This window comes from Methylobacterium sp. WL69 (genome assembly GCF_008039485.1).
In the GTDB taxonomy this organism is placed as follows: Bacteria; Pseudomonadota; Alphaproteobacteria; order Rhizobiales; family Beijerinckiaceae; genus Methylobacterium.
In genome coordinates this window covers 1-22,450 of record NZ_VRUZ01000074.1, presented here as the reverse complement: position 1 = coordinate 22,450, position 22,450 = coordinate 1, and the positions used below count along the sequence as shown (strand labels likewise).

Genomic DNA, 22,450 nt, shown 5'->3' with positions numbered 1-22,450 from the left:
CCCTCCCCTCCCGCGAAGAGATCCTCGCCTTCATCGCCTCGGCGACGGAGAAGGTCGGCAAGCGCGAGATTGCGGCGGCGTTCGCCATCAAGGGCGCCGATCGCATCGGCCTCAAGCGCATCCTGAAGGAGATCGAGGAGGACGGTGCCATCGAGCGGGGCAAGGGCGGCCTGACGGAGGCCGGACGCCTGCCGGCGGTGGTGCTGGCCGACATCAAGTCTCGCGACCGCGACGGCGACTTTTTGGCTGTTCCCGTCGAGTGGGACCAGGCGAAGGGTCCGCCCCCGAAGATTTCGGTGATCGCACCGCGCCCCGGCCGCAAGCCGGGCCTCGCCGCGCCCGGGATCAACGACCGGGTGCTCCTGCGCGTCGAGCCGACGGAGGGCGAGACCGGGCGCTATTCGGGCCGGGTCATCAAGGTCGTCGGCAAGAACAAGGCCGAGATCATCGGCGTCTACCGCGCCGGCAAGGAGGGGGGCCGCATCATCCCCGTGGAGAAGCGGGCGCAGGGGCGCGAGATCGCGATCCCGGTCGGCGAAGAGGGCGAGGCGCGCGACGGCGACCTCGTCAGCGTCACCCTCCAGCGCGAGACCCAGTTCGGCCTGCCCCAGGGCCGGGTCAAGGAACGCCTCGGGTCCCTCGGCTCCGAAAAGGCCGTGAGCCTCATCGCGCTGCATCTCCACCACATCCCCCACGTCTTCGCCGCCACGACGCTCGCCGAGGCCGATGCCGTGGAGGCCGCCGGCGTCGAGGGGCGCGAGGATTGGCGCGCCGAGCCGCTGCTGACCATCGACCCGCCCGACGCCAAGGACCACGACGATGCCGTGATGGCGATCCCCGACCCCGATCCCGCCAATGCGGGCGGGTTCGTCGTCACCGTCGCCATTGCCGATGTCGCGGCCTATGTCCGGCCCGGCTCGGCGCTGGACCGCGAGGCCCTCATGCGCGGCAATTCGGTCTACTTCCCCGACCGGGTGGTGCCGATGCTGCCCGAGCGCATCTCCAATGACCTGTGTTCGCTTCGCCAGAACGAGGACCGCCCGGCTCTCGCCGTCCGCATGGTCGTCACCGCCGATGGCACGAAGCGCCGCCACAGCTTCCACCGAGTGATGATGCGCTCGCGGGCGAAGCTGTCCTACGCCCAGGCCCAGGCGGCCATCGACGGGTTCACCGATGAGACCACCGCGCCCCTCCTGGAGCCGGTCCTGCGACCGCTCTGGGCCGCCTACGAGGCCCTGAAGACCGCGCGTGACGAACGCGGTCCCCTCGCCCTCGATCTGCCGGAGCGCAAGGTGCTGCTCACGGCCGACGGCGCCGTGGACCGCGTCGTCGTGCCGGCGCGCCTCGACGCGCACCGGCTCATCGAGGAGTTCATGATCCAGGCGAACGTCGCCGCCGCCGAGACCCTTGAGCAGGCCAAGCAGCCCCTGATCTACCGGGTCCACGACGAGCCCGCCCTGGAGAAGATGCGCGCCCTCGGCGAAGTGCTCGCCTCCGTCGGCATCAAGATCCCCCAGGAAGCCAAACTCCGGCCCGCCCTGTTCAACCGCATCCTCGGGTCCGTGGCCGAGACCGAGCACGCGATCTTCATCAACGAGGTGGTGCTGCGCTCCCAGGCCCAGGCGATCTACGCCGCACAGAACCTCGGGCATTTCGGCCTGAACCTGCGCCGCTACGCCCACTTCACCTCGCCGATCCGGCGCTACGCCGACCTCATCGTCCACCGCGCCCTGATCGCGGCCTGCCGCCTCGGACGCGACGGCCTGTCCTCGGAGGTCACCGTGGGCATGCTCGACCAGATCGGCGAGCAGATCTCGGCGGCGGAGCGCCGGGCCATGGCGGCCGAGCGCGAGACCATCGACCGGCTCATCGCCCACCACCTCGCCGACCGGGTCGGCGCCACCTTCACCGGGCAGATCTCGGGGGTGACCCGCTCGGGGCTGTTCATCAAGCTCGACGAGACCGGGGCGGACGGCTTCGTCCCGATCTCGACCATCGGCGCCGACTTCTACCGGCACGACGAGGGCCGGCATGCCCTCGTCGGCGAACGCTCGGGCGAGACCCATCGCCTCGGCGACCGCGTCGAGGTCCGCCTCGTCGAGGCCGCCGCCGTGGCCGGGGCGCTTCGGTTCGAACTTCTGTCGGAAGGCCGGTCCCGGCTCGAGCGGTCCTCGCCGGGCGATAAACCCCGTACCGCCCGCAGGGCCGGCGCGCCGGGCCGTCCCCCCGGCATCCGCAACGCCGGGTCGCGCCACCGCGGGTCGCGCCGCTGAGGCGGGTGGTATAGGAGGGATATGACGAACAGGACGGACACCGCCATGACCGCGCGCGTCGAGACCCTACCGGCCGAACGCCATGGCCTCGTGAAGTCCATGGCACGGGGCTTCGTCGGCCGCTGCCCCCATTGCGGCGAAGGCCGGATCTTCGGGCGCTTCCTCAAGGTGCGGCCGGACTGCGAGTCCTGCGGCCTCGCCCTGCACAGCCACCGCGCCGACGACCTGCCGCCCTACGTGGTGATCTTCATCGTCGGCCACATCGTCGGGTACTTCATCCTCGAGCTCGAGACGAATTACACCGTGCCGCTGTGGTTCCAGCTCAGCTTCTGGCCCCTCGTCACCCTCGCCTCGGCGCTCGCCCTGCTCCAGCCGGTGAAGGGCGCCGTCGTCGGCCTGCAATACGCCCTTGGCATGGGGGGCTTCGCCACGCTACCCGTCGGGCCGAGCGCGGCCGTGTCGCGTCCGGAGGATCGTCAGCGTGGACCCAGCGACACTCGCCCCGGCCTCGACCCCGCCTGACCCGACGAAGAAGGCCGCCCTTCGGCCCCGCAACGCCGCCACCCTGATCATCCTCGACCGCGCGAAGAAGACTCCGAAGCTCCTGATGGGGCGGCGCCATCCGGGCCTCGCCTTCATGCCGGGCAAGTTCGTGTTTCCCGGCGGCCGCATCGAGCCGGGCGACCGGCACATGCCCGTGGCCGGCGCCCTCTCGGCCCGGGCCACGGACGCCCTCGCCGCGCAGGTGCCGCGCGCCTCGCACCATCTCGGTCGCGCTCTGGCCCTGGCCGCCATCCGCGAGACCTACGAGGAGACCGGGCTGATGCTCGGCACCCGCGAGTACGGGCCGCCGGACTCCGCACCCGAGGGTGTCTGGGAGGCTTTTCGCGAGGCCGGCATCATGCCGGACCTCGAAGCCTTGCATCTCGTCGCCCGCGCCATCACCCCGCCGGGACGGCCTCGCCGGTTCGACACCCGCTTCTTCGCCGTCGACCGCAGGGCCGTGGCGGGCGAGACCGCCGGCGTGGTCACGCCGGATTCGGAACTGGTGGAACTCGCCTGGGTGACCTTCGCGGAGGCGCGCAGCCTCGACCTGCCGCGCATCACTGGCCTCGTGCTCACCGACGTCGAGGCCCAGGTCGCGGGCAACCTCGCCCCCTACCTGCCGATTCCGTTCTACTACGAGCGCCGGGGCAAGGGGCAGCGGGAGGTGCTTTGAAACGGTGATCCCCGGCCGATCGCCAGACGTTCAGGAACCGATTCCGGACCCGGCCCGTTGGAAGGCAAATGTCTCCACGGGAGCTGCGTCATGTTGAAGGGCGGTTTGCTTTGGCTCATCGGCATTCCCTTGCCGATCATCCTGATCATTTATTTCTTCACCGGCTGGTTGCACTAGGCGTTCTTCGCGCCAGTGATCTAATCCCGGATGAGAAACAAAAAAGGCCCCGCTCGGCGGGGCCTTTTCTTTACTCCGCCGCGTCGAGACGGGGACGCTCGATCTCGGCGCGTTCGCGTTTCACCAATTCGGCGGTGAGGAACGCGACTTCCAAGGCCTGCTCCGCGTTGAGACGCGGATCGCAGTAGGTGTGGTAGCGGTCCTGCAGGTCGTCGGCGGTCAGCGCGCGGGCGCCGCCCGTGCACTCGGTGACGTCCTTGCCGGTCATCTCCAGGTGGATGCCGCCCGCGATGGTGCCCTCGGCCCGGTGGATGCCGAAGAAGCTCTCGATCTCCTGCATCACCCGCTCGAACGGACGGGTCTTGTAGCCGCCGGCCGAGATGGTGTTGCCGTGCATGGGATCGCACACCCACACCACCTTGCGGCCCTCGCGCTCCACCGCCCGGATCAGGCCCGGCAGGTGGTCGCCGACCTTGTCGGCGCCGAAGCGGCAGATCAAGGTCAGGCGCCCGGCCTCGTTGGCCGGGTTGAGCTGGTCGATGAGCCCGATCAGGCCCTCGGCCGTCATCGACGGTCCGCACTTCAGACCGATGGGGTTCCTGATGCCGCGCGCGTACTCGATATGGGCGTGATCGGCCTGCCGGGTGCGGTCGCCGATCCACAGCATGTGGCCCGAGGTGGCGTACCAGTCGCCGCTCGTGGAATCGACGCGGGTCAGCGCCTCCTCGTAGCCGAGCAGCAGGGCCTCGTGGCTGGTGTAGAAGTCCGTGGTGCGGACCTCCTGGTGCGTCTCGGGATTGATCCCGATGGCGCGCATGAAGTCGAGGGTCTCGGTCATCCGCTCGGCGCAATCGGCGTAGCGCGCGGATTGCGGCGAATCCTTCACGAAACCCAGCATCCAGCGATGCGAGTTCTCGAGGTTGGCGTAGCCGCCCGTCGCGAAGGCGCGCAGCAGATTGAGAGTCGCGGCCGACTGGCGGTAGGCCTCGAGCTGCCGGCGCGGATCGGGGATGCGCGCCTCCTCCGTGAAGGTGAGGCCGTTGACGATGTCGCCGCGGTAGCTCGGCAGGCTCACCCCACCCAGGGTCTCGGTCGGCGACGAGCGCGGCTTGGCGAACTGTCCGGCGATGCGCCCGACCTTCACCACGGGCGAGCCGCCCGCGAAGGTGAGGACCAGGGCCATCTGCAGGAACACGCGGAAGAAATCGCGGATGTTGTCGGCCGAATGCTCGTCGAAGCTCTCGGCGCAATCGCCGCCCTGAAGCAGGAAGGCTTCGCCCGTCGAGACGCGGGCAAGGGCCGATTTCAGCTTGCGGGCTTCACCGGCGAAGACCAGGGGCGGAAAGCTCGCGAGCTGGGCCTCGACCGCTTCGAGGGCGGCGGCATCCGGATAAGCCGGCACCTGCTGGATCGGCAGGTTGCGCCAAGATTTCGGCGACCAACCCGTCTTCGGTGTCCAACGCTCGCCCATGATTGTCTCCCGCCACCCCTCGGCCGGCTTTCCGTAATGCAGGATGCGTTGCGGAAAGCGCGGCTTATAGAGGGGTTTGACCGCAGAGGCGAGTGCGGGGAACCACCGGGCTGACCTGCTTTCCGCTCAGGCGACGTCGCCGTCCTCGATGGCGATGCCGTGCTCCGACAGGATCCAGAAGATCGCCTCCAGATCCTCCGACGTGACGTCCCGCGGCGGCAGGGCCTCCTCCAGATCCTCGTAGGTGAGGCGGCGGACGCGCTGGGCCTCCGCCTTGGCCAGGAGGGCGTCCACCGCCTTGCGCATATCGGGCGGCAGGGCATCGTGGCTCGGCAGGCGATAGTCGTCGACGGGATGCAGCGCCTCCGCCAGCATCCGGTCGATGATCACCTGACGGCGATCGTGCGCGTCGTCGTGCTGTTCCATGGGGCTGTTATGGGTCGGAGAAGCCGCGCGTCGAGGGGCGAAGTGACGTCAGGTGCGCGCGGGCCTCAACGCGCAGCGGCCGGCACGACCCGGACGGGGATCGCCTTGGCCGCCGGGGTCTTCGACTGTTCGTCGTGGTGCCACAGGGGAATCAGGGGGTTCAGCTCAGGATAGTAGCCGCCGCAATTGCCCGGCGGAATGTCGTACTGGATCACCCGCAGGCCCTTCACCGAGCGATCGATGCCGTCGTCGGACGGCGTCGAGAGGTCCACCGTCTCGCCGTCGCGCACCCCGATGCGCGCCATGTCGGCGGCATTCATGAACAGGATGGTGCGCGTGCCCTTCACGCCGCGAAAGCGGTCGTCATAGCCGTAGATCGTCGTATTGAACTGATCGTTTGAGCGCAGCGTGATGAGGTCTAGGATGTCGGGGCCCCGCGCCGGCATGTCCGGGTCCTCGTCGAGGCCCTCCGGCACGGTGAAGTTGGCCCGGCCGGTCTCGGTCTCCCATCGGCGTTCCCGCGCCGGGATCGGCTTGTGCAGGCCGCCCGGATCGAACATCCGGCCGTTGAGGTCGTGGAACACGTTCGGATAGGTCGCCTCGATGGCGTCGCGCACCTTGGCATAGTCGCCGACCCAGGCGTCCCAGGTCACCTTCGGATTGGGGGGCAGCGTCGCCTTGGCGAGTTCGGCGACGATCCACGGCTCGGACCGGGCCTGGGCGCTCACGGGCTTGGTGAACCCGCGTGAGCCGTGGAAGCACGACGTCGAGTCCTCCATGGACACGGCCTGGGGACCGCTCGCCTGCGCGTCGATCTCGATGCGGCCGAGGCACGGCAGGATGTAGGCCACCGCGCCGTTGACGAGGTGGGAGCGGTTGAGCTTCGTCGAGATCTGCACGGTGAGGCGCATGCGCCGCCACGCCACTTCCATCCGCACCGTATCGGGGATGGCGCGCACGAAGTTGCCGCCGAGGGAGAGGAACGCCTTCACCGAACCGTCGAGGATGCCTTCGCAGGCCTCGACGGTGTTGAGGCCCTTTTCCCGGGGCGGCGCGAAGCCGTACTGCGCCGCGAGGGTGTCGAGGGGTGCGAGTTCGGGCTTCTCGGTGATGCCCACCGTGCGCTGGCCCTGAACGTTGGAGTGGCCGCGCACGGGGCAGAGGCCGGCGCCGGGGCGTCCGACATTGCCGCGCAGGAGCATGAGGTTGACCAGCATCTGCACCGATTCGGTGCCCTTTCGGTGCTGGGTCAGGCCCATGCCGTAGATGCCCATGACCGCGCGGGCCCGGCCATAGACCGTGGCGGCGGACTCGATGGCCTCCCGGGTCAGGCCGGACCGCGCCACCAGAGCGGCCCAGTCCTGCGCCTCGCAATAGGCCTTGAACGCGTCGATCCCGTGGGTGTGTTCCTCGATGAAGGCCACGTCGAGGAGGCGCGGCCGGCCGACCGCCCTGGCCGCGTCGTCGTCGGCGAACAGGGCCTTGCACATGCCGGTCATGGCGGCGATGTCCCCGCCCGCCTTGACCTGATGGTACTGCGTCGAGATCCGGGTCTCGCTGCGGGTCACCATCTCGACGGGCGATTGCGGGTTGGTGAAGCGCTCCAGGCCGCGCTCGCGCAGGGGGTTGAAGGTGATGATCGGCACCCGGCGCTTGCGCGCATCCTGCAGGGGATGGAGCATGCGCGGCGAATTGGAGCCGACGTTCTGGCCGAAGAACAGAATCAGGTCGGTGGACTCGAAATCCTCCAGCACAGTGGTGCCCACGGCCGAGCCGATGGAGGCTTTCAACCCGACCGAGGTCGGCTCGTGGCACATGTTGGACGAGTCGGGCAGGTTGTTGTTGCCGTAGAGCCGGGCGAACAGCGCGTACATGTACGATGTCTCGAGGGATGCCCGGCCCGAGGCGTAGCAGACCACCGATTTCGGCTCCAAGGCGCGCAGCTCGCGGCCGATCTCCGCGAAGGCGTCGGCCCATTCCACCGGAACGTAGCGGTCGGTCGCCGGATCGTAGCGCAGGGGATGGGTGAGGCGGCCCTTCTCCTCGAGGGCGTAGTCGCTCCAGCCCAGGAGGTCAGTGACCGTATGCGTCGCGAAGAAATCCGGGCCGACGCGCTTGGTGGTCTGCTCCCAGACGGTCGCCTTGGCGCCGTTCTCGCAATACTCGAAGGCGGCAGGCTTTTTCGGCTTCGACCACGCGCAGGACGTGCACATGAAGCCGTCGGGCTTGTTCTGCTTCAGGAGAAGCGCTGCACCCGAAGCCGGGATTTCCTCGCGCAGGAGGATTTCGGCCAGCGACGCCGCGGAGCCCCAGCCACCCGCCGGACCGGTATAGGGTTCGATTTTCGGGTCGGCCATCTTGTCGGTCATGGGGGGTCCGGTCAGGCGAGTGCTCCCTCGGCAACCGGCTCCGCAGCCGCCCTGTTCCCGCCTGCGACGGTGCGCGCTAGCCGACCCCCTCCGGGCGCTTGGTGACCACGGGCGTGCGCATGGTGACGAGTTCCTCGCCGGCCGTGGGGTGGACCGCGATGGTGCGGTCGAAATCCGCCTTGGTGGCCCCCATGGTCACGGCGATGCCGACCGCCTGGATGATCTCGCCGGCGTCGTGCCCGAGGATGTGGACGCCCACGACCCGGTCGCTGGCGCAATCGACGATGACCTTCATCAGGACCTTCTCGTCGCGGCCCGACAGGGTCGCCTTCATCGGGCGGAAGCTCGACCGGTAGACGTCGATCTTGCCGTAGCGCTCCCGCGCCGTGTTCTCGTTGTGGCCGACGACGCCGATCTCGGGCGTCGAGAACACGGCCGTGGGGATGAGGTCGTGATCGACGGCCCAGGATTTGTCCCCGAACACCGTGTCGGCGAAGGCGTGTCCCTCGCGGATGGCGATGGGGGTCAGCGCCGCCCGGTTGGTGACGTCGCCGACCGCGTAGATCGACGGAACGCGGGTCTGCGAGAACGCATCGACGGGGATCGCGCCGGCCCCGTCGAGGGTGATCCCGACGGCGTCGAGCCCAAGGCCCTCGACCTTCGGTCTCCGGCCGGTGGCGTAGAGGACCTGATCGACCTCCAGGGTCGTCCCGTCGCTCAGGGTCACGGCGAGGCCGCCCGCGACGCGCTCCAGGCGCTCGACGCTGGTGCCGAGGCGTAGGTCCATGCGCTTGGCGTAGGCCTCGTCGAGGGCATCGCGGATCTCGTCGTCGAAGCCGCGCAGGAGCCGGTCGCCGCGATGCGCTAGGGTGGTGCGGGCGCCCAAAGCCGCGAACACGCCGGCGAACTCCACGGCGATGTAGCCGCCGCCGACGACGAGGATGCGCTCGGGCATGGTCTCCAGATCGAACACCTCGTTGGAGGTGATGGCGAGTTCGCAGCCGGGCACCTCCGGCAGCTTCACCGGATGGGCGCCGACCGCGACGAGGATCACCTTCGCCCGGACCCGCCGCCCGGAAGCGACGAGGCGCACCGTATGGGCATCCTCGATCACCGCGCGCTCGGGCACGATCGCGACTCCGGCCTTGCCCAGATTAGTGCCGTAGATGCCCTCCAGACGGCCGACCTCGGCGTCGCGCCGGGCTTTCAGGACGCGCCAGTCGAACCGCGGCTCGGGCACGGTCCAGCCGAAGCCGGCGGCATCCTCGAACTCGTCGCGGAACCGGCCCGCGTAGACCATGAGCTTCTTCGGGACGCAGCCGCGGATCACGCAGGTGCCCCCGACCCGGTACTCCTCGGCGAGCTGGACCCGCGCACCATAGCCCGCCGCGATCCGCGCGGCCCGCACGCCGCCGGAGCCGCCGCCGATGACGAACAGATCGACGTCGAAGTCCTGAGTCATGAGGCGCGTCCCGATAGCCATACGAAGCGTCGCCCTCCATGGCCCGAACGGTCGGCGGCTTCAACCGCAGGCCGCCTGGGCGTGACAACCATGCGCCACGTGACCCTAAAACAGCCGAGCCGGCCCTACACGCTTTACGTGTGCTACCGTTGGGCACAAGGCCGGTGCATGCAGACCTGTCGGGTCCGCCCGCTTGAACGCAGACCTTGAAACGACACCATCATGGTGCAAAATCGAGATGTCCGAAAAGCGCAAACCGACCTACGATTTGCACGCCTTCCGGGCTTGGGCGCGATCACCCAAATTCAGCGCGGCCGGGTCCGCCGTGCGAACGGCTGCGGCCCTCGGGGTCGGTTCAAACGACATGGTACGGATCGTTCAAATGCTGGAGCGAAAGCACTTTCAGAAATCCGTGACGTCCCATGCCAATCCGCGGGAGTGGCAGGACGTCTATCATGTCCCGTCATCGATCGGCGTCCTCTACATCAAGTTCCGCGCGGACGTCGTCACCGAGTTTTTGCTGCTGTCATTCAAGGAAAAGAACAATGACTGAAGCACCCGTCTGCCCCGTCTCCGGGCAGGTGATGTTTCGCGACACGCGCCCTTTCACGCTGCACTACAAGGGCAGCGTGCGGACCTTCGACATGCCCGGTTGGTACTGCGACGGCAGCGGCGAGAGCATCTTCACCCGTGCGGATATGAAGATATCGGACCGCGAACTCGCGACCCTGAAAGCCACAGTGGAAAATCTGGCGACGCCGGCCGAGGTGGCTCGGCTGCGCAAGACACTCGGGCTGTCGCAGGCCAAGGCGGGCGAGATCTTCGGCGGAGGCCTTCGGGCATTCCAGAAGTACGAAAGCGGCGAGACTTCCACGAGTCGCGTCATGACGAATCTTCTACGCGTCGTTTCACGCCACCCGGAAGAAGTGGAGCAGATGGCGGCCGAAGCGAGCAAACGCGAGGCCAAGATGCCGTGGAAGATGCCGTGACAGCGTCCAACAAAAAGGCCGCCTCCCCGTGTGGGGAAGCGGCCCGATGGCCGGTGCGCTGAAGCGGCGGCCTACTTGATCTTGGTTTCCTTGAAGTCGACGTGCTTGCGCACGACGGGGTCGTACTTCTTCATGGAAAGCTTCTCGGTCTGCGTGCGGGAGTTCTTCTTCGTAACGTAGAAGTAGCCCGTGTCGGCGGTCGAGATCAGCTTGACTTTAACGGTGACGGCCTTGGCCATGGCGCGGCGCTCCTGTGATGGCGGCATTCCGCATCAGCGAAACGCAAAAGGGCCGGCGGCAGCCGGCTGAATACCGGCGCGTGATTGCCCCATGGATCACGTTTCGTCAAGGCCGGGGATAGCCTTGCAGGCGCCAGGCCACGACGCCCGCATAGGCGAGGAACAGGGCGCACAGGCTGTAGGCAAAGCCCTGGGGCGGCACCAGATCCATGCCGCCGCCGATGATCGGAGGGCCAACCATGAGGCCGACATTGTAGAGCAGCACGAAGGCGGCGTTGGCCCCGGCGAGTTCCGACCCGCGCACGCTGGCGCCGAGCTGGGCCAGCCCCACGGTGTAGAGGGTGCCGGCGAGGCCGCCCCAGACGAAGAGCAGAACCACCAGCGCCAGGAACGAGGTCGAGGCCACGGGAATCAGGATCGAGCCCAGCGCGCCGCACAGGGCCGAGGCCAGGAGCACGATGCGCCGGTCGATGCGGTCGGCGAGCCAGCCGACCGGGATCTGGAACAGGACGTTGCCCAGCGCCAGGGCGGAGACGAGGCCGGCCGCCGTCTGCGCGTCGTAGCCCAGCCGCAGGCCGTAGAGAGGCAAGATGGCGAACCCACCCGTCTCCACGGCGCCGTAGACCAGGGCGGCGCCCGTCGCGGCAGGCGCGAGGCGGAGATAGGCGAGGATCGAGCGGCTGCCGCCCTGCCCGATCTCGGGTGACAGGCCGCGCGCGAGCAGCAGGGGCACCATGGCGACGAGGAACAGGGCCGAGCCGGCGAGGTAGGGCGCGTAGCCCTCCGTGCCGAGGAGGGCGAGCAGGGTCGGGCCGACGGCGAACCCGAGGGCCAGCACGGTTGCGTAGATGCCCATCACCAGGCCGCGCCGGGCCGGCGGGGCGGCCTCGCTGATCCAGAACTCGGAGAGGACGAACAGGGCGCCGAGGGTCGCCGAGAACACGAAGCGCAGGGGAAACCACCAGGCGATGTCCTGGAACACCTTGAAGCCCGTGAGCATGAGCGCGCCGAGGCCCAGGGCCAGGATCAGCAGGCGGACCACGCCGATGCGCGCGGCGACCCGCGGCACGTACGGCACCGTCAGGATGCTGGCGAGGCCGGCGACGGCGGTGTTGATGCCGATGAGGGTGCTGGACGCGCCCATCCTGGCCATTTCGAGGGACAAGAGCGGGATCGTGAGGCTGAGGCCGATGCCGACGACGGCGACACAGACGATGGCGGCGGCGATGGACGCGACGCGGGCCCGGTCGTCCGGCGCCGACGGGGTCTGAACGAGCATGGCGGGCAAGGACACGTCCTGAGCGAGCCGCGCGGCGGCTCCGGGCCGGCTTTCTCGCCCCCGCAACGCGCCAGCGCAACCGCCCGTATCAGCGCGCCGCCGCCGTCACCGGCTTGTCGTCGGTCTTGGGGACCTGCCGCTCGATCTTCTGGCCGTCGCGAAGGTCCGCCGGCGGGCTGAGCACGATCTGCTCGCCGCCCTCCAGGCCCCGGTCGATCTCCAGGACCGTGCCGAGGTCACGCTGGATGTGGACATTGCGCCAGCGTGCCTGTCCGTCATCGCCCGCGATGGCGACCTGGGTGCCGCGCTGGTTGAACACCAGGGCCTCGGCCGGGATCACCGCGATGGATTGGGTGCGCGGCACCCGGAAGGTCACGGAGACGTAGAGGCCGGCGCGCAGGGCCAGATCGGCGTTCGGCACGTCGACCTGGGTCGTGAGGGTGCGCGACGACAGGAGCAGGGCAACGGAGCTGCGCTCGACCTTGCCGGAGAACACCCGGTTGGGCATCTGCGGCACCCGCACCACCGCGTCGAGCCCCTCGCGGATGGCCGACGCCGCGCTTTGCGGCACGTTGACGGAGACACGCAGGACGTCGTCGCGGTCCATGCTGAGCAGCGCCGTGCCGGTGCCGTCGGCGTGGACGAGGTCGCCGACGTCGACGCCGCGGGTGGTGATGACCCCGTCGAAGGGGGCGACGATGTCCTTGAAGCCCGTCAGCGCCTTCAGCCGGTCGACGGTGGCGGTCTGCGCCTTGATGTTGGCCTCGGCCACCTTCACGCCGGCCTGGGCGGAGGCGAGGGTCGCCGTCTGGCTCAGCACGCTCGCCTGGGAATTGTCGGCGTTCTGCTTCGAGGCCCAGCCCTGGCCGGCGAGCGTCGAGGTGCGGGAATTGGTGACGTTGGCGAGATTCACGTTGGCCTTGGCCTGATCGACCATGGAGCGGGCCTGAAGGAGCTGCGCCTCGAGCTGCCCGACCTGGGCCTCGGCCTGGGCCAGCTGCTGATCGAGGTCGGGGGCGGCGATGCGCAGGAGGATATCCCCTTTTCGCACGCGGGACCCGATATCGACCCGGCGCTCGGCGATGTAGCCGGTGGCGCGGGCGTAGAGCGCGGCCCGGGCGAAGGCGTCGGTCTGGCCCGGCAGGGTGAGCTCCATGGGCTTGTCCGCCCGCTCCACGGTCGCCGTGCGCAGGCGCGGCACGTGGGTTTCGATTCTGCGCTGGGTTTCTGCGGCGGCGGCGCGCTGCTGCCACTGGCCGTAGCCGCCCCAGGCCAGGAGCCCGGCGACCCCGAGGCCGACGAGGACGAACGGACCGGCCCGCGGCGGCGGGGGCACGTCGGAGGGGTCGCGGGGGCTGTGCGTCACGCGTAATCCTCCAGGGGCCGAACCTCGCCCCGACGCAGGAGCGCGTAGAGGAACGGCACGAACAGCAGCGTCGAGGGCGTACCGACGGCGATGCCCCCCATCACGGCACGGGCCAGCGCCGCGTTCTGCTCGCCGCCCTCCCCCGTGCCCAGAGCCATGGGGATGAGGCCGAGGAACATGGCCCCCGCCGTCATCAGCACCGGGCGCAGGCGGGTCTCGCCGGCGAGCAGCGCCGCCTCGGCCGCGCCGCATCCCGTAGCCTCGCGGTGCTCCTTGGCGAAGGTGACGAGCAGGATCGAATTGGCCGATGCGATGCCGACCGACATGATCGCCCCGAACAGCGACGGAATCGAGATCGTCGTGCCGGTGATGAACAGGCTGGCGACGATTCCGCAGAAGGCGAGCGGCAGGGCCGCCAGGACCACGAACGGGTCGCCCCAGCTCTGGAAATTCACCGCCATCAGCAGGTAGACGGCCACCAGCGCGATGGCGAGGCCGACCTGAAGGCGGGTGAAGGCCGATTGCATGTTCTCGATCTGCCCCCGGACGGTGATCTTGTCGGGGGCCGGCAGGCCCTTCTGCTCCTCCGCCACGATGGTGCGGATTTCGCGCGCCACCGAGCCGAGGTCGGAATCCTGCACCGCCGCGTAGATGTTGAAGGTCGGCTGGGTGTTGACGTGGTTGATCACCGTCTGGGCGCCCTCGCGCCGCATGGTCGAGACGCTGGAGAGCAGGGTCAGGACGCCCGGCGCCTCCGGACCGCCCTGGACGAGGAGCGGCGTGTTCTCGAGGGCGTTGAGGGAGTCGTTGCGGAATTCCGGCGTCTGGACCCAGAGCTGGTAGGGGATGCCGGTCTTCGGGTCCGTCCAGAAGTTCGGCGTCACCTGAAACGAGCCGGACAGGGACACGTTCAGGCCCTGGGCGATCTGCTGCTGGGTCAGGCCGAGTTCCGAAGCGAGCTTGCGGTCGACGTCGACGAAGAATTGCGGCGTGCCGACGATCTGATGGAGATGGACGTCCACGGCACCGGAAACCGCCTTGAGGCGGCGGACGATGTTTTGAGCGACCTCCAGATCATTGGCGGTGTTGCGGCCCGACACCTGGATGTCGATCTGCGCGAGGGTGCCGAAGTTGAGGATCTGGGTGATGATGTCGGAAGGCTGGAAGTAGAACACCACGTCGGGGAAACGCTCGCGCAGGGTCTCGCGCAGGCGCTTGGTGTAGTCCGCCACCGACCCGTGGCCCTCCTTCAGATTGATGAGCATCTGGCCGTCGTTGTAGGCGACGAACGAGCCGTCCGAGAAGGCGAAGTTGTAGTTGTTCGACGGCAGGCCGATATTGTCGAGGATCTGGTCGATCTCGCCTTCGGGAATCACCTCGCGCACCACCCGCGACACGTCGGCGAAGACCTGCTCCGCCGTCTCGATGCGCATGCCGGGGCGGGTGCGCAGGTGCAGGGTCATCTGACTCGACGCCACCTGCGGGAAGTAATCCTGGCCGACGAAGGTGAAGAGGCCGGCCGAGCCCGCCAGTACGGCGCCGACCACGGCCAGCGTCACGATCCGGCGGCGCAGCACCACGTGCAGGAGCCCGACATAGCCGCGGTGGAAGCGGGTGAAGCGCGCCTCGAAGCCGTGCCGGACCCAGCCGGCGAGGTGCAGGACCGGACGGCCGAGCCATCCGAGGGCACGACCGATGCGGCCCCGGCGCGGCGGTTCGACCCCGTCGCCGTGGCGCTCGGCGTATTCGCGCGCCACCAGCACGTCGATGAGCACCGGCACGAGGGTGCGCGACAGGACGTAGGAGGTCAGCATCGCGAACACGACCGCGAGCGCCTGGGGCGTGAACAGGTATTTCGGGGTGTCGGTGAGGGCGAAGACCGACACGAAGGCGGCGCAGATCGACAGGGTCGAGATGAGGGCGGGCTTGGCGATGCCGGCGGCCCCCTCGACCACGGACTTGCGGAACGGTTCGCCCTCCTCGAACAGCCGGTAGGTGTTCTCGATGGCCACCGTCGCGTCGTCGACGAGGATGCCGACCGCGAGCGCCAGGCCGCCGAGCGTCATGACGTTGATGGTCTCGCCGAGGGCGGCGAGGATCGCCAGGGAGGTCAGGATCGAGAGCGGGATCGAGACCAGCACCACGATGGTGGAGCGCCACGAGCCGAGGAACAGCAGGATGGTAAGCCCGGTGAGGGCCGCCGCGATCACCGCCTCGTGGATCACCCCCTCGATGGCGGCCGAGACGAAGACCGACTGATCGAACAGCGGCTTGAGGGTCATGCCCTCCGGCGCGGCGGCCCGGATGTCGGGCAGGGCCTTCTTGACGTTGTTGACGACATCGAGGGTCGAGGCGGTGCCGTTCTTGAAGATCCGCATCAGCACCGAGTGCACGCCGTCGGCGCGCACGATGTTGACCTGCGGCGGACCGCCGTCGCGGACATGGGCGACATCGCGCACGAGGATCGGCTGGCCGCCCACGACCCGGATGGGGATCTGGTTGAGGGCGTCGATGGCGTCCGGCGAGGCGTTGAGCTGTACCGGATATTGCTGCTCGCCGATCTTGGCCAACCCAGAGGGCACCGTGAGGTTCTGGGCGGTGACCGCGTTGGTGACGTCGAGGGCCGTGAGCCCGAGGGCCTGGAGCGCCTGGAGGTCGAGATCGACCATGATCTGGCGCGGCGTGCCGCCGAAGGGCGACGGCAGGGTCGAGCCCGGCACCTGGGTCAGGCGCTGGCGGATGCGGTACTGGGCGTAGTCGTAGACCTTGGTCAGGCTCTCGCGGTCGGAGGCGAGGGAAAGCTGGATCACCGGCACGGACGAGGCCGAGAACCGCAGGACGATGGGCGGCTGAACGCCGGGCGGCATGGTCGCGCGGATGGAGTTCATCGCCGAAACGGTCTGCGCGATGGCGAGATCGATGCTCACGCTGCCGTCGAAGTAGATCTTCTGGATCGCCGTCCCCTGCAGGGTGGTCGATTCCATCCGGGCGATGTTGTTGACGTTGTTGGAGAGCGAGAACTCGGCGTAGGTGGTGATGCGCCGCTCCATCTCGGAGGTGGAGAGGCCGTTATAGGTCCACACCACCACGACCACCGGAATGTCCACTGTGGGCAGCACGTCCTTCGGCGCCACCACCACGGCCGCCGCCCCGCCGAGCATCATCAGCACGGCGAGCACGTAGATCGTGATCCGGAACTTCAGCGCGTATTGAACGAGACCCATGCCGTCTCCGAAACCGTGCGCTCAGGTGGTCGCACAGTTGAGTGCACGACGCAGCCGTGGCGCCGCGCCGCACAGGGTCTCGCAAGACTTTGTTTCTGAATGACGTACGCGATGCTTTCTCACCGCATGGTCGGGCACGTTGGACGTCGGCGGCGCGCGGTTACTGCTGCGATATCCCGTATCCGACCTCGCAGATGCTTTTGAGGGCTTTCCACTCCTCGTCGCTCAGGAGCCCGGCGGACGGCGCCTGTCCCGCGAGGGCGCGGATGGTGCGGGCGCGCTCGTTCGCGAAGGGATGGCTGCGGAGAATGCCCAGGGCCGAGGAATCCGCTTCTCCATCGAGGCGCTCGAGGATCGTGGCCAGGGCCGAGGCATCGCCGCCCGCGCGTTGCAGCAATCTCACCGCGTAGGCATCGGCGGCGCTCTCGGCATCGCGGCTGTAACCGGCCGCAAGGGTGGCCTGCCCCAATCCGATCAGGACCGTAGACCCGGACAGGTCGCCGATGACGAGACTGAGGAGGATCGACGTGCCGCTGGCGGCGATCAGCGCGCGCATGGGATCGCGAACGGCCACGTGTCCGAATTCGTGGGCCAGCACGGCCGCGAGCTCATCCGGCGTCCGCGCGACGTCAATCAGGGCGGACATTAGGATGACCCGTCGACCGGGAAGCGCGAAGGCGTTGGCGCTGTCATGCTGCCGGACGGAGATCTGGACCCCCTCCGGCAGGCCGCCGTCCCGGGCGAGCTGCGCGACGAGACGATCGAGGCTCGCGCGTCCGCTGGGATCGTCGCAGGGCGGAGGGTAGTCGAGGAGGTAGCGGACGTGTCGGTCGACCGCCTCACCCAACTGTGCCTCGATGAAGAACGGCACCAGCGGTGCCAGGCGGGAGGCGAGTGCCGGAATCCCGTAGAGCGCCATCGCAAATGCGACGATCGCCGCGGCGACCGACCAGACGACGAGCCGCAGACCGGCTCCCTTCGCCGTCGTGGCGCCGCGACGGAGGCCGGGACACCGGGCCGTCAGCGCGGCACCGAACGCCGCGTCCTGGATTTCCACCCGGTCTTGTTTGAAGCGCGGGCCGACGCGCAACAGGGGCGCCGATGCATCGTCCGCGACGAGATCCACCGGATTCCAACGGAGGTACAGATCCGGTCCGACGATTTCGAGATGGTCGGACAGATGCAGGGTGACGGGATGTGCCCTGGCCTCGAAGCCATCGAAATAGGCGCCCCTCGCCGTCGGAGGGGCCGTCACGGCGCGCTGCCCGCATTAACGGGCCCGCGCATCAGAGCCCTGCCTCCAAGGCACTCCCGACGCCCATCGCATCGCTCAGCCCCTCGTCCAGGGCGCCGGCCACGCGATGTCTCGATGCCGTAATTCCCTCCAGGACGTCCCCGTTTTCGATCGCGGTCGTTTCGGCGACCGCGCGCCAGAGTCGGATCTGAATGACCCTCACGTAGAGCAGGTTCAGGAGAAAGGCGCCCGCCAGGTAGGCGAGGACGAGAAGCGCCAGGGTGATCGATTGCGTCGGCGTATAGCCGCCCACCTGAGTCAACGCGGGTCGGACCACCGATGTGATCCCGAGGAGAAGACCGACAAAGCCCGCGAAGGCGAGCGCGTACCAGCTGTAGGCTGCATAAATCGTGCGCGCTTTGAGCCTCGACTCCAGACGACACTCACCGAGTCTCACCGCGTTCAGGAACGCTTTCAATTCCTTCGCCCGGTAGAATGGACCGAGCGAGATCGCCAGCAACAAGCAGATCAACACGGTCACCAGGAGAATCGCGGCTGAGAAAACAACGTTGGTTTCGATGTAATCCTCGTTGATCGTCAACTTTCCGGGAGGGCCAGCGAGATCAGGCACGAAGAGATCGCGCGGGATGGTGAAATCCGTTGCGATGAGAAATGCGATCGCCGCCACGATGACGGGGGTTATGGAAAACAGGTGGAAGATCAGCCACGGCTTGACCAGGACCCATCCGTCGATCGCGGAACTCATCCGGCTCGTGCCGACCAACGTATGGTCGATGCGATAGCGCTCGAGGCTCGCGCGCATGAACGGGTAGGCCAAGCCGAAGGTCGCCAGGGACAGCATCGTCCACCCGACCGACTTGCTCATATAGATGCGCGCCGAGCCGTCCTGGCTCAGGCGTATGCCGCGCCACGACGTGCGCGATGTCCGGTAACGACGCCCGCGGTACTTTGCGTATTGGACGAGGGGGTACAGGACGACAACGAGCAGGAGCGTGCTGAAATCAGCGATTTCGGGAAACGAGAGCGCGGCGATCCAGATTGCAAGGTAGATCGGCAGGAAGACCGCCGTCGCGATCAGAAATCCGATGAATAACTCTCTGCCGCGCCCGGTGTACTGCGCAGGACTTCCAGCAATCAGGGTGCGCGACCAGAAGAATCGCCGCAGTTCAGTCATATACCAGAATCGGTACACGCCGAACGTAACCATCGACAGGAGCGCACCACGAATAACGATCCGGTCGAGACCTACAAGGTTGCGATCGAACTGAACGTGTGTTCTGCGCACCGCGAGAGCGTCTTCAGTATCGGTACACGTAGCCATATCAACGTCGTCCGTAGAGCCATCGCGATAGGCTTAAGCTTCGTCGGGCGATCTGGCTATAGTTTCGCGTGTACCGATCGAGATTTTTCACGTTTTGGTTGTAAGTTGGCTGACTTTTCAGAGGATCGAAACGAGAGGCGCCGACCTGAAAGGATCAGGCCGGCGCCATCGAACGATGCTCGAAACCATGTCTCGGGCCGGGCCGCCGAGCGGTCACGCCGGCAGTCTCCCTAGCAGCAGCGAAACCCGTTGCGGTTCCCCACCCCGAAGCGGGCATTCTCGCGATTGCGAAAAAACTCCCGCTCGCTCATGGGCTCCTGGTCCGCATGGGTGCGGCGGATATGGCTAGCATAGGCTTCGTAATCGCCCTGCCCCACCATGAGGCGGGCGCCGTCGCAGACGCATTTCGAGAAGGTCTTGAGGCGGTCCCGCAATTCCATCGACGACAGCGCCATGGTGCTTACTCCGCAGCGACCGCGGCGGGGCCGCCGCTTTCCAGGGCGGTCCAGCGGTCGGCACGATAGGCCTTCACGCAGGCCTTGATACCGAAGACGCCGATGGCCACGACGAGCCCGACGAACATCACCGCGAGGGCCGCGTCGATCCGGTCGTTGAAGACGATCTTGTGCATGTCGGCCATGTTCTTGGCCGGTGCCAGCACCTTGCCTTCGGCGATCGCCGCCGAGAACCGGTCGGCGTGGGACAGGAAGCCGATCTTCGGGTCGGCCGAAAAAATCTTCTGCCAGCCGGCGGTGAGGGTGCAGATGCACAGCCACACGGTGGGGATGATCGTGACGAAGGCGTAGCGCTCGCGCTTCATCTTGAAGATCACCACCGTGGCGAGCGTCAGGGCGACGGCGGCCAGCATCTGGTTCGAGATGCCGAACAGCGGCCACAGGGTGTAGATGCCGCCGAGGGGATCGGTGACGCCCTGGTACAGGAAGTAGCCCCAGGCGCCGACGCAGAGGGCGGTGGCCAGGATGCTGGGCGCCCAGGCCGTGGTGTCCTTGAACGTCGGCGAGATCAGCCCGAGGAGATCCTGCAGCATGAAGCGGCCGGCCCGCGTGCCCGCATCCACGGCGGTCAGGATGAACAAAGCCTCGAACAGGATGGCGAAGTGGTACCAGAACGCCATCATCGTCTTGCCGCCGATGGCCGAGGAGATGATGTGGGCCATGCCGACGGCAAGCGTCGGCGCGCCGCCGGCGCGGGAGATGATCGAGTGCTCGCCGACATCGACGGCGGTCTGGGCGATCTGCTCCGCCGTGATCGCGAAGGCCGGATCGAGCTTCGTCACCGCGGCGGCGGCGCTTTCGGGCGTGGTGCCGACGAGGCCGGCCGGCGAGTTCATGGTGAAGTAGATGCCGGGCTCGATGACGCTGGCGGAGACCAGGGCCATCACCGCCACGAAGCTCTCCATGAGCATGCCGCCGTAGCCGATGAACCGGGCGTCCGACTCGCGTTCGATGAGCTTCGGCGTGGTGCCGGACGAGATCAGGGCGTGGAAGCCCGACACCGCGCCGCACGCGATGGTGATGAACAGGAACGGAAACAGCGTTCCGGCCCAGACCGGCCCGCTGCCGTCGACGAACTTGGTCACCGCCGGCATCTTCATGTGCGGGGCGACGTAGACGATGCCCAGCGCGAGGCCGACGATGGTGCCGATCTTGAGGAAGGTCGAGAGGTAGTCGCGCGGGGCGAGGAGCAGCCAGACCGGCAGGATCGAGGCGACGAAGCCGTAGCCGATGAGCATCCAGGTGAGCTGGGTGCCGGTGAAGGTGAAGAACGGCCCCCAGTACGGATCGGCCGCGACGTTGCCGCCGTAGACGATGGCGAGCATCAGCAGCACGAAGCCGAGAATCGAGACCTCGCCGACCTTGCCGGGGCGGATGTAGCGGGCATAGAGGCCCATCATCATGGCGATCGGGATCGTCGCCGCGACGGTGAAGGTGCCCCACGGGCTTTCAGCCAGGGCTTTCACGACGATCATCGCCAGGACGGCGAGCAGGATCACCATGATCATGAAGGTGCCGAACAGGGCGATGACGCCCGGAATGGTCCCGAGCTCGGCGCGGATCAGCTCACCGAGGGAGCGGCCGTCGCGGCGCATGGAGATGAACAGGATCATGAAGTCCTGCACGGCACCCGCGAGCACGACGCCCGCGAGAATCCAGAGCAGGCCCGGCAGGTAGCCCATCTGCGCGGCGAGGACGGGGCCGACCAGGGGCCCGGCGCCCGCGATGGCGGCGAAATGGTGCCCGAACAGCACGTTGCGGTTGGTGGGGACGTAATCGAGCCCGTCGTTGTGAACGTGGGCCGGGGTCTGGCGCCGGTCGTCCAGGCGCATGACCTTCGTGGAGATGAAGAGCGAGTAGTAGCGGTAGGCGATCAGGTAGGTGCAGACCGCCGCCACGACGATCCAGAGGGCGTTGACCGTTTCGCCCCGGGTGGTGGCTACGATGGCGAGGGCGGCGGCGCCCAACGCTCCAACGAGGGCCCATGGCCCATGCTTGGTGATCGCACTCATCGACGTCTCGCTCCCGCGACCTGTCCTTGCTGGCAGATCGTCAAGCCCCCTTGTTACGCAATTTGCCAACGAGGGCCAGACGTCTCGCGCAATCGGCGGACATCATTTGCCAAGTGTCACCGTTTGCGAAGTGTCACCCCCTCCGGCCGCGGCGGCGGAGTCAGTCGACGACGATCACCCGGTCGGGGAGAAGATCGAGGCCGCCGTCACGGTCGGGCAGTTCGGCGGCGAGGATAGCCCCGACGCGCTCGACGGCGGCGACGAGGCCGGCCTCCATCTCGCCCCGGCGCAGGGCCGCCAGGAGCGCGGCGATGGCCGCCTCCCAGGCGGCGGCCGGGACCCGTGCGGCGACGCCCGCATCGGCCACGATCTCGGCATGCCCCTCGGCACGGGCGAGATAGATCAGGACGCCCGTGCGGTCCGGCGTGCGGGACAGACCGCGCGAGCAGAACTCGCGCCGGGCCGCCTCGTGCGCCCGGGCCCGCCGGATCGCGCGCGGCACCAGACCCATCCGCGCGCGCGGGTGCAGGCCGGCCGCGAGGGCGGCCAGGACGATGCAGGCCTGGGCGAGGGCGATGGAGACGGCGCTCCACGGCGTCAGCAGGATCAGGGGCCAGGGCGCGAGAAGACCGCAGGCCAGGGCGAACAGCAGGGGGGCCGAGCGGTACGTACCCGCACGGGCCGCAACCAGAACGACGATCTCGCCCGACGTCGCCGCTTCCGCGCGGCGGACGGCCTCGGCGATCCGCGCACGCGCGTCCCGGCCCAGAATCGGCTCACCAGTCACCCGAAGCTCCTCCGCCGCCCGACGAGCCGCCCCCGCCGGAGAATCCGCCGCCGTCTCCGAAGCCCC

18 protein-coding genes are annotated in these 22,450 nt (G+C 68.1%); 5 read left to right on the top strand and 13 right to left on the bottom strand.

What is annotated here, in order from left to right; translation table 11 throughout:
* The 3 genes from rnr to FV218_RS17095 form a co-directional block, all read left to right on the top strand.
* A partial coding sequence (gene rnr, locus FV218_RS17105; RefSeq protein WP_246685161.1) for a ribonuclease R occupies positions 1-2,273 on the top strand: 2,273 nt, incomplete at its 5' end.
* A gap of 45 nt (positions 2,274-2,318) precedes the next feature.
* Positions 2,319-2,795 (top strand): DUF983 domain-containing protein, encoded by a 477-nt coding sequence (locus FV218_RS17100; protein WP_056097238.1) that lies wholly within the window; start codon positions 2,319-2,321, stop codon positions 2,793-2,795.
* Positions 2,755-3,492, top strand: coding sequence for an NUDIX domain-containing protein (locus FV218_RS17095; protein ID WP_056097240.1), 738 nt, complete (start codon positions 2,755-2,757; stop codon positions 3,490-3,492). Before FV218_RS17100 ends, FV218_RS17095 begins: the two co-directional genes overlap by 41 nt.
* 247 nt (positions 3,493-3,739) lie before the next feature.
* Here FV218_RS17095 and FV218_RS17090 read toward each other — a convergent pair whose 3' ends face one another.
* The 4 genes from FV218_RS17090 to gor form a co-directional block, all read right to left on the bottom strand.
* A complete protein-coding gene (locus tag FV218_RS17090) occupies positions 3,740-5,140 on the bottom strand; it encodes a 3-deoxy-7-phosphoheptulonate synthase class II (RefSeq protein ID WP_056097242.1) in 1,401 nt (466 codons plus the stop codon).
* Positions 5,141-5,266: 126 nt separating this feature from the next.
* The gene (locus tag FV218_RS17085; RefSeq protein ID WP_056097244.1) at positions 5,267-5,566 is read right to left on the bottom strand and encodes an RNA polymerase sigma factor region1.1 domain-containing protein; all 300 of its coding nucleotides are present in this window, start codon (positions 5,564-5,566) and stop codon (positions 5,267-5,269) included.
* 65 nt (positions 5,567-5,631) lie between these two features.
* Positions 5,632-7,923 (bottom strand): FdhF/YdeP family oxidoreductase, encoded by a 2,292-nt coding sequence (locus tag FV218_RS17080; protein WP_056097298.1) that lies wholly within the window; start codon positions 7,921-7,923, stop codon positions 5,632-5,634.
* An 88-nt stretch (positions 7,924-8,011) separates the two neighbouring features.
* The gene (gor, locus tag FV218_RS17075; protein ID WP_147710853.1) at positions 8,012-9,397 is read right to left on the bottom strand and encodes a glutathione-disulfide reductase; all 1,386 of its coding nucleotides are present in this window, start codon (positions 9,395-9,397) and stop codon (positions 8,012-8,014) included.
* Positions 9,398-9,635: 238 nt separating this feature from the next.
* Here gor and FV218_RS17070 point away from each other — a divergent pair, with 238 nt between their 5' ends.
* Positions 9,636-9,950: a type II toxin-antitoxin system MqsR family toxin gene (locus tag FV218_RS17070; protein WP_147710852.1), complete on the top strand. Its 315-nt coding sequence runs from the start codon at positions 9,636-9,638 to the stop codon at positions 9,948-9,950.
* Positions 9,943-10,386, top strand: coding sequence for a type II toxin-antitoxin system MqsA family antitoxin (locus tag FV218_RS17065; RefSeq protein WP_147710851.1), 444 nt, complete (start codon positions 9,943-9,945; stop codon positions 10,384-10,386). Before FV218_RS17070 ends, FV218_RS17065 begins: the two co-directional genes overlap by 8 nt.
* Positions 10,387-10,457: 71 nt before the next feature.
* Here the strand turns inward: FV218_RS17065 and rpmG are convergent, their stop codons facing one another.
* The 9 genes from rpmG to FV218_RS17025 all read right to left on the bottom strand — a co-directional run bounded on the left by rpmG (position 10,458) and on the right by FV218_RS17025 (position 22,384).
* Positions 10,458-10,625 (bottom strand): 50S ribosomal protein L33, encoded by a 168-nt coding sequence (rpmG, locus tag FV218_RS17060; RefSeq protein ID WP_018044575.1) that lies wholly within the window; start codon positions 10,623-10,625, stop codon positions 10,458-10,460.
* 106 nt (positions 10,626-10,731) lie between these two features.
* Positions 10,732-11,904, bottom strand: a complete 1,173-nt coding sequence (locus FV218_RS17055; RefSeq protein WP_147710850.1) for an MFS transporter — start codon at positions 11,902-11,904, stop codon at positions 10,732-10,734.
* An 88-nt stretch (positions 11,905-11,992) separates the two neighbouring features.
* Positions 11,993-13,270: an efflux RND transporter periplasmic adaptor subunit gene (locus tag FV218_RS17050; protein WP_246685160.1), complete on the bottom strand. Its 1,278-nt coding sequence runs from the start codon at positions 13,268-13,270 to the stop codon at positions 11,993-11,995.
* On the bottom strand, positions 13,267-16,494 hold the full coding sequence (locus tag FV218_RS23260) for an efflux RND transporter permease subunit (protein WP_246685159.1): 3,228 nt from the start codon (positions 16,492-16,494) through the stop codon (positions 13,267-13,269). The genes FV218_RS17050 and FV218_RS23260 overlap by 4 nt, the downstream gene beginning before the upstream one ends.
* Positions 16,495-16,654: 160 nt before the next feature.
* Complete coding sequence (locus tag FV218_RS17045; RefSeq protein WP_147710848.1) at positions 16,655-17,749, bottom strand: M48 family metallopeptidase; 1,095 nt, start codon at positions 17,747-17,749, stop codon at positions 16,655-16,657.
* A gap of 31 nt (positions 17,750-17,780) precedes the next feature.
* Positions 17,781-19,034 carry a DUF898 family protein gene (locus FV218_RS17040; protein WP_246685158.1) on the bottom strand — a complete coding sequence of 418 codons (1,254 nt, stop codon included), beginning with the start codon at positions 19,032-19,034 and terminating at the stop codon, positions 17,781-17,783.
* Positions 19,035-19,300: 266 nt separating this feature from the next.
* Positions 19,301-19,525, bottom strand: a complete 225-nt coding sequence (locus FV218_RS17035; protein WP_056097260.1) for a YbdD/YjiX family protein — start codon at positions 19,523-19,525, stop codon at positions 19,301-19,303.
* A 5-nt stretch (positions 19,526-19,530) separates the two neighbouring features.
* A complete protein-coding gene (locus FV218_RS17030) occupies positions 19,531-21,597 on the bottom strand; it encodes a carbon starvation CstA family protein (RefSeq protein ID WP_056097262.1) in 2,067 nt (688 codons plus the stop codon).
* A 160-nt stretch (positions 21,598-21,757) separates the two neighbouring features.
* Positions 21,758-22,384, bottom strand: a complete 627-nt coding sequence (locus FV218_RS17025) for a hypothetical protein (RefSeq protein ID WP_147710846.1) — start codon at positions 22,382-22,384, stop codon at positions 21,758-21,760.
* Positions 22,385-22,450 lie beyond the last annotated feature (66 nt).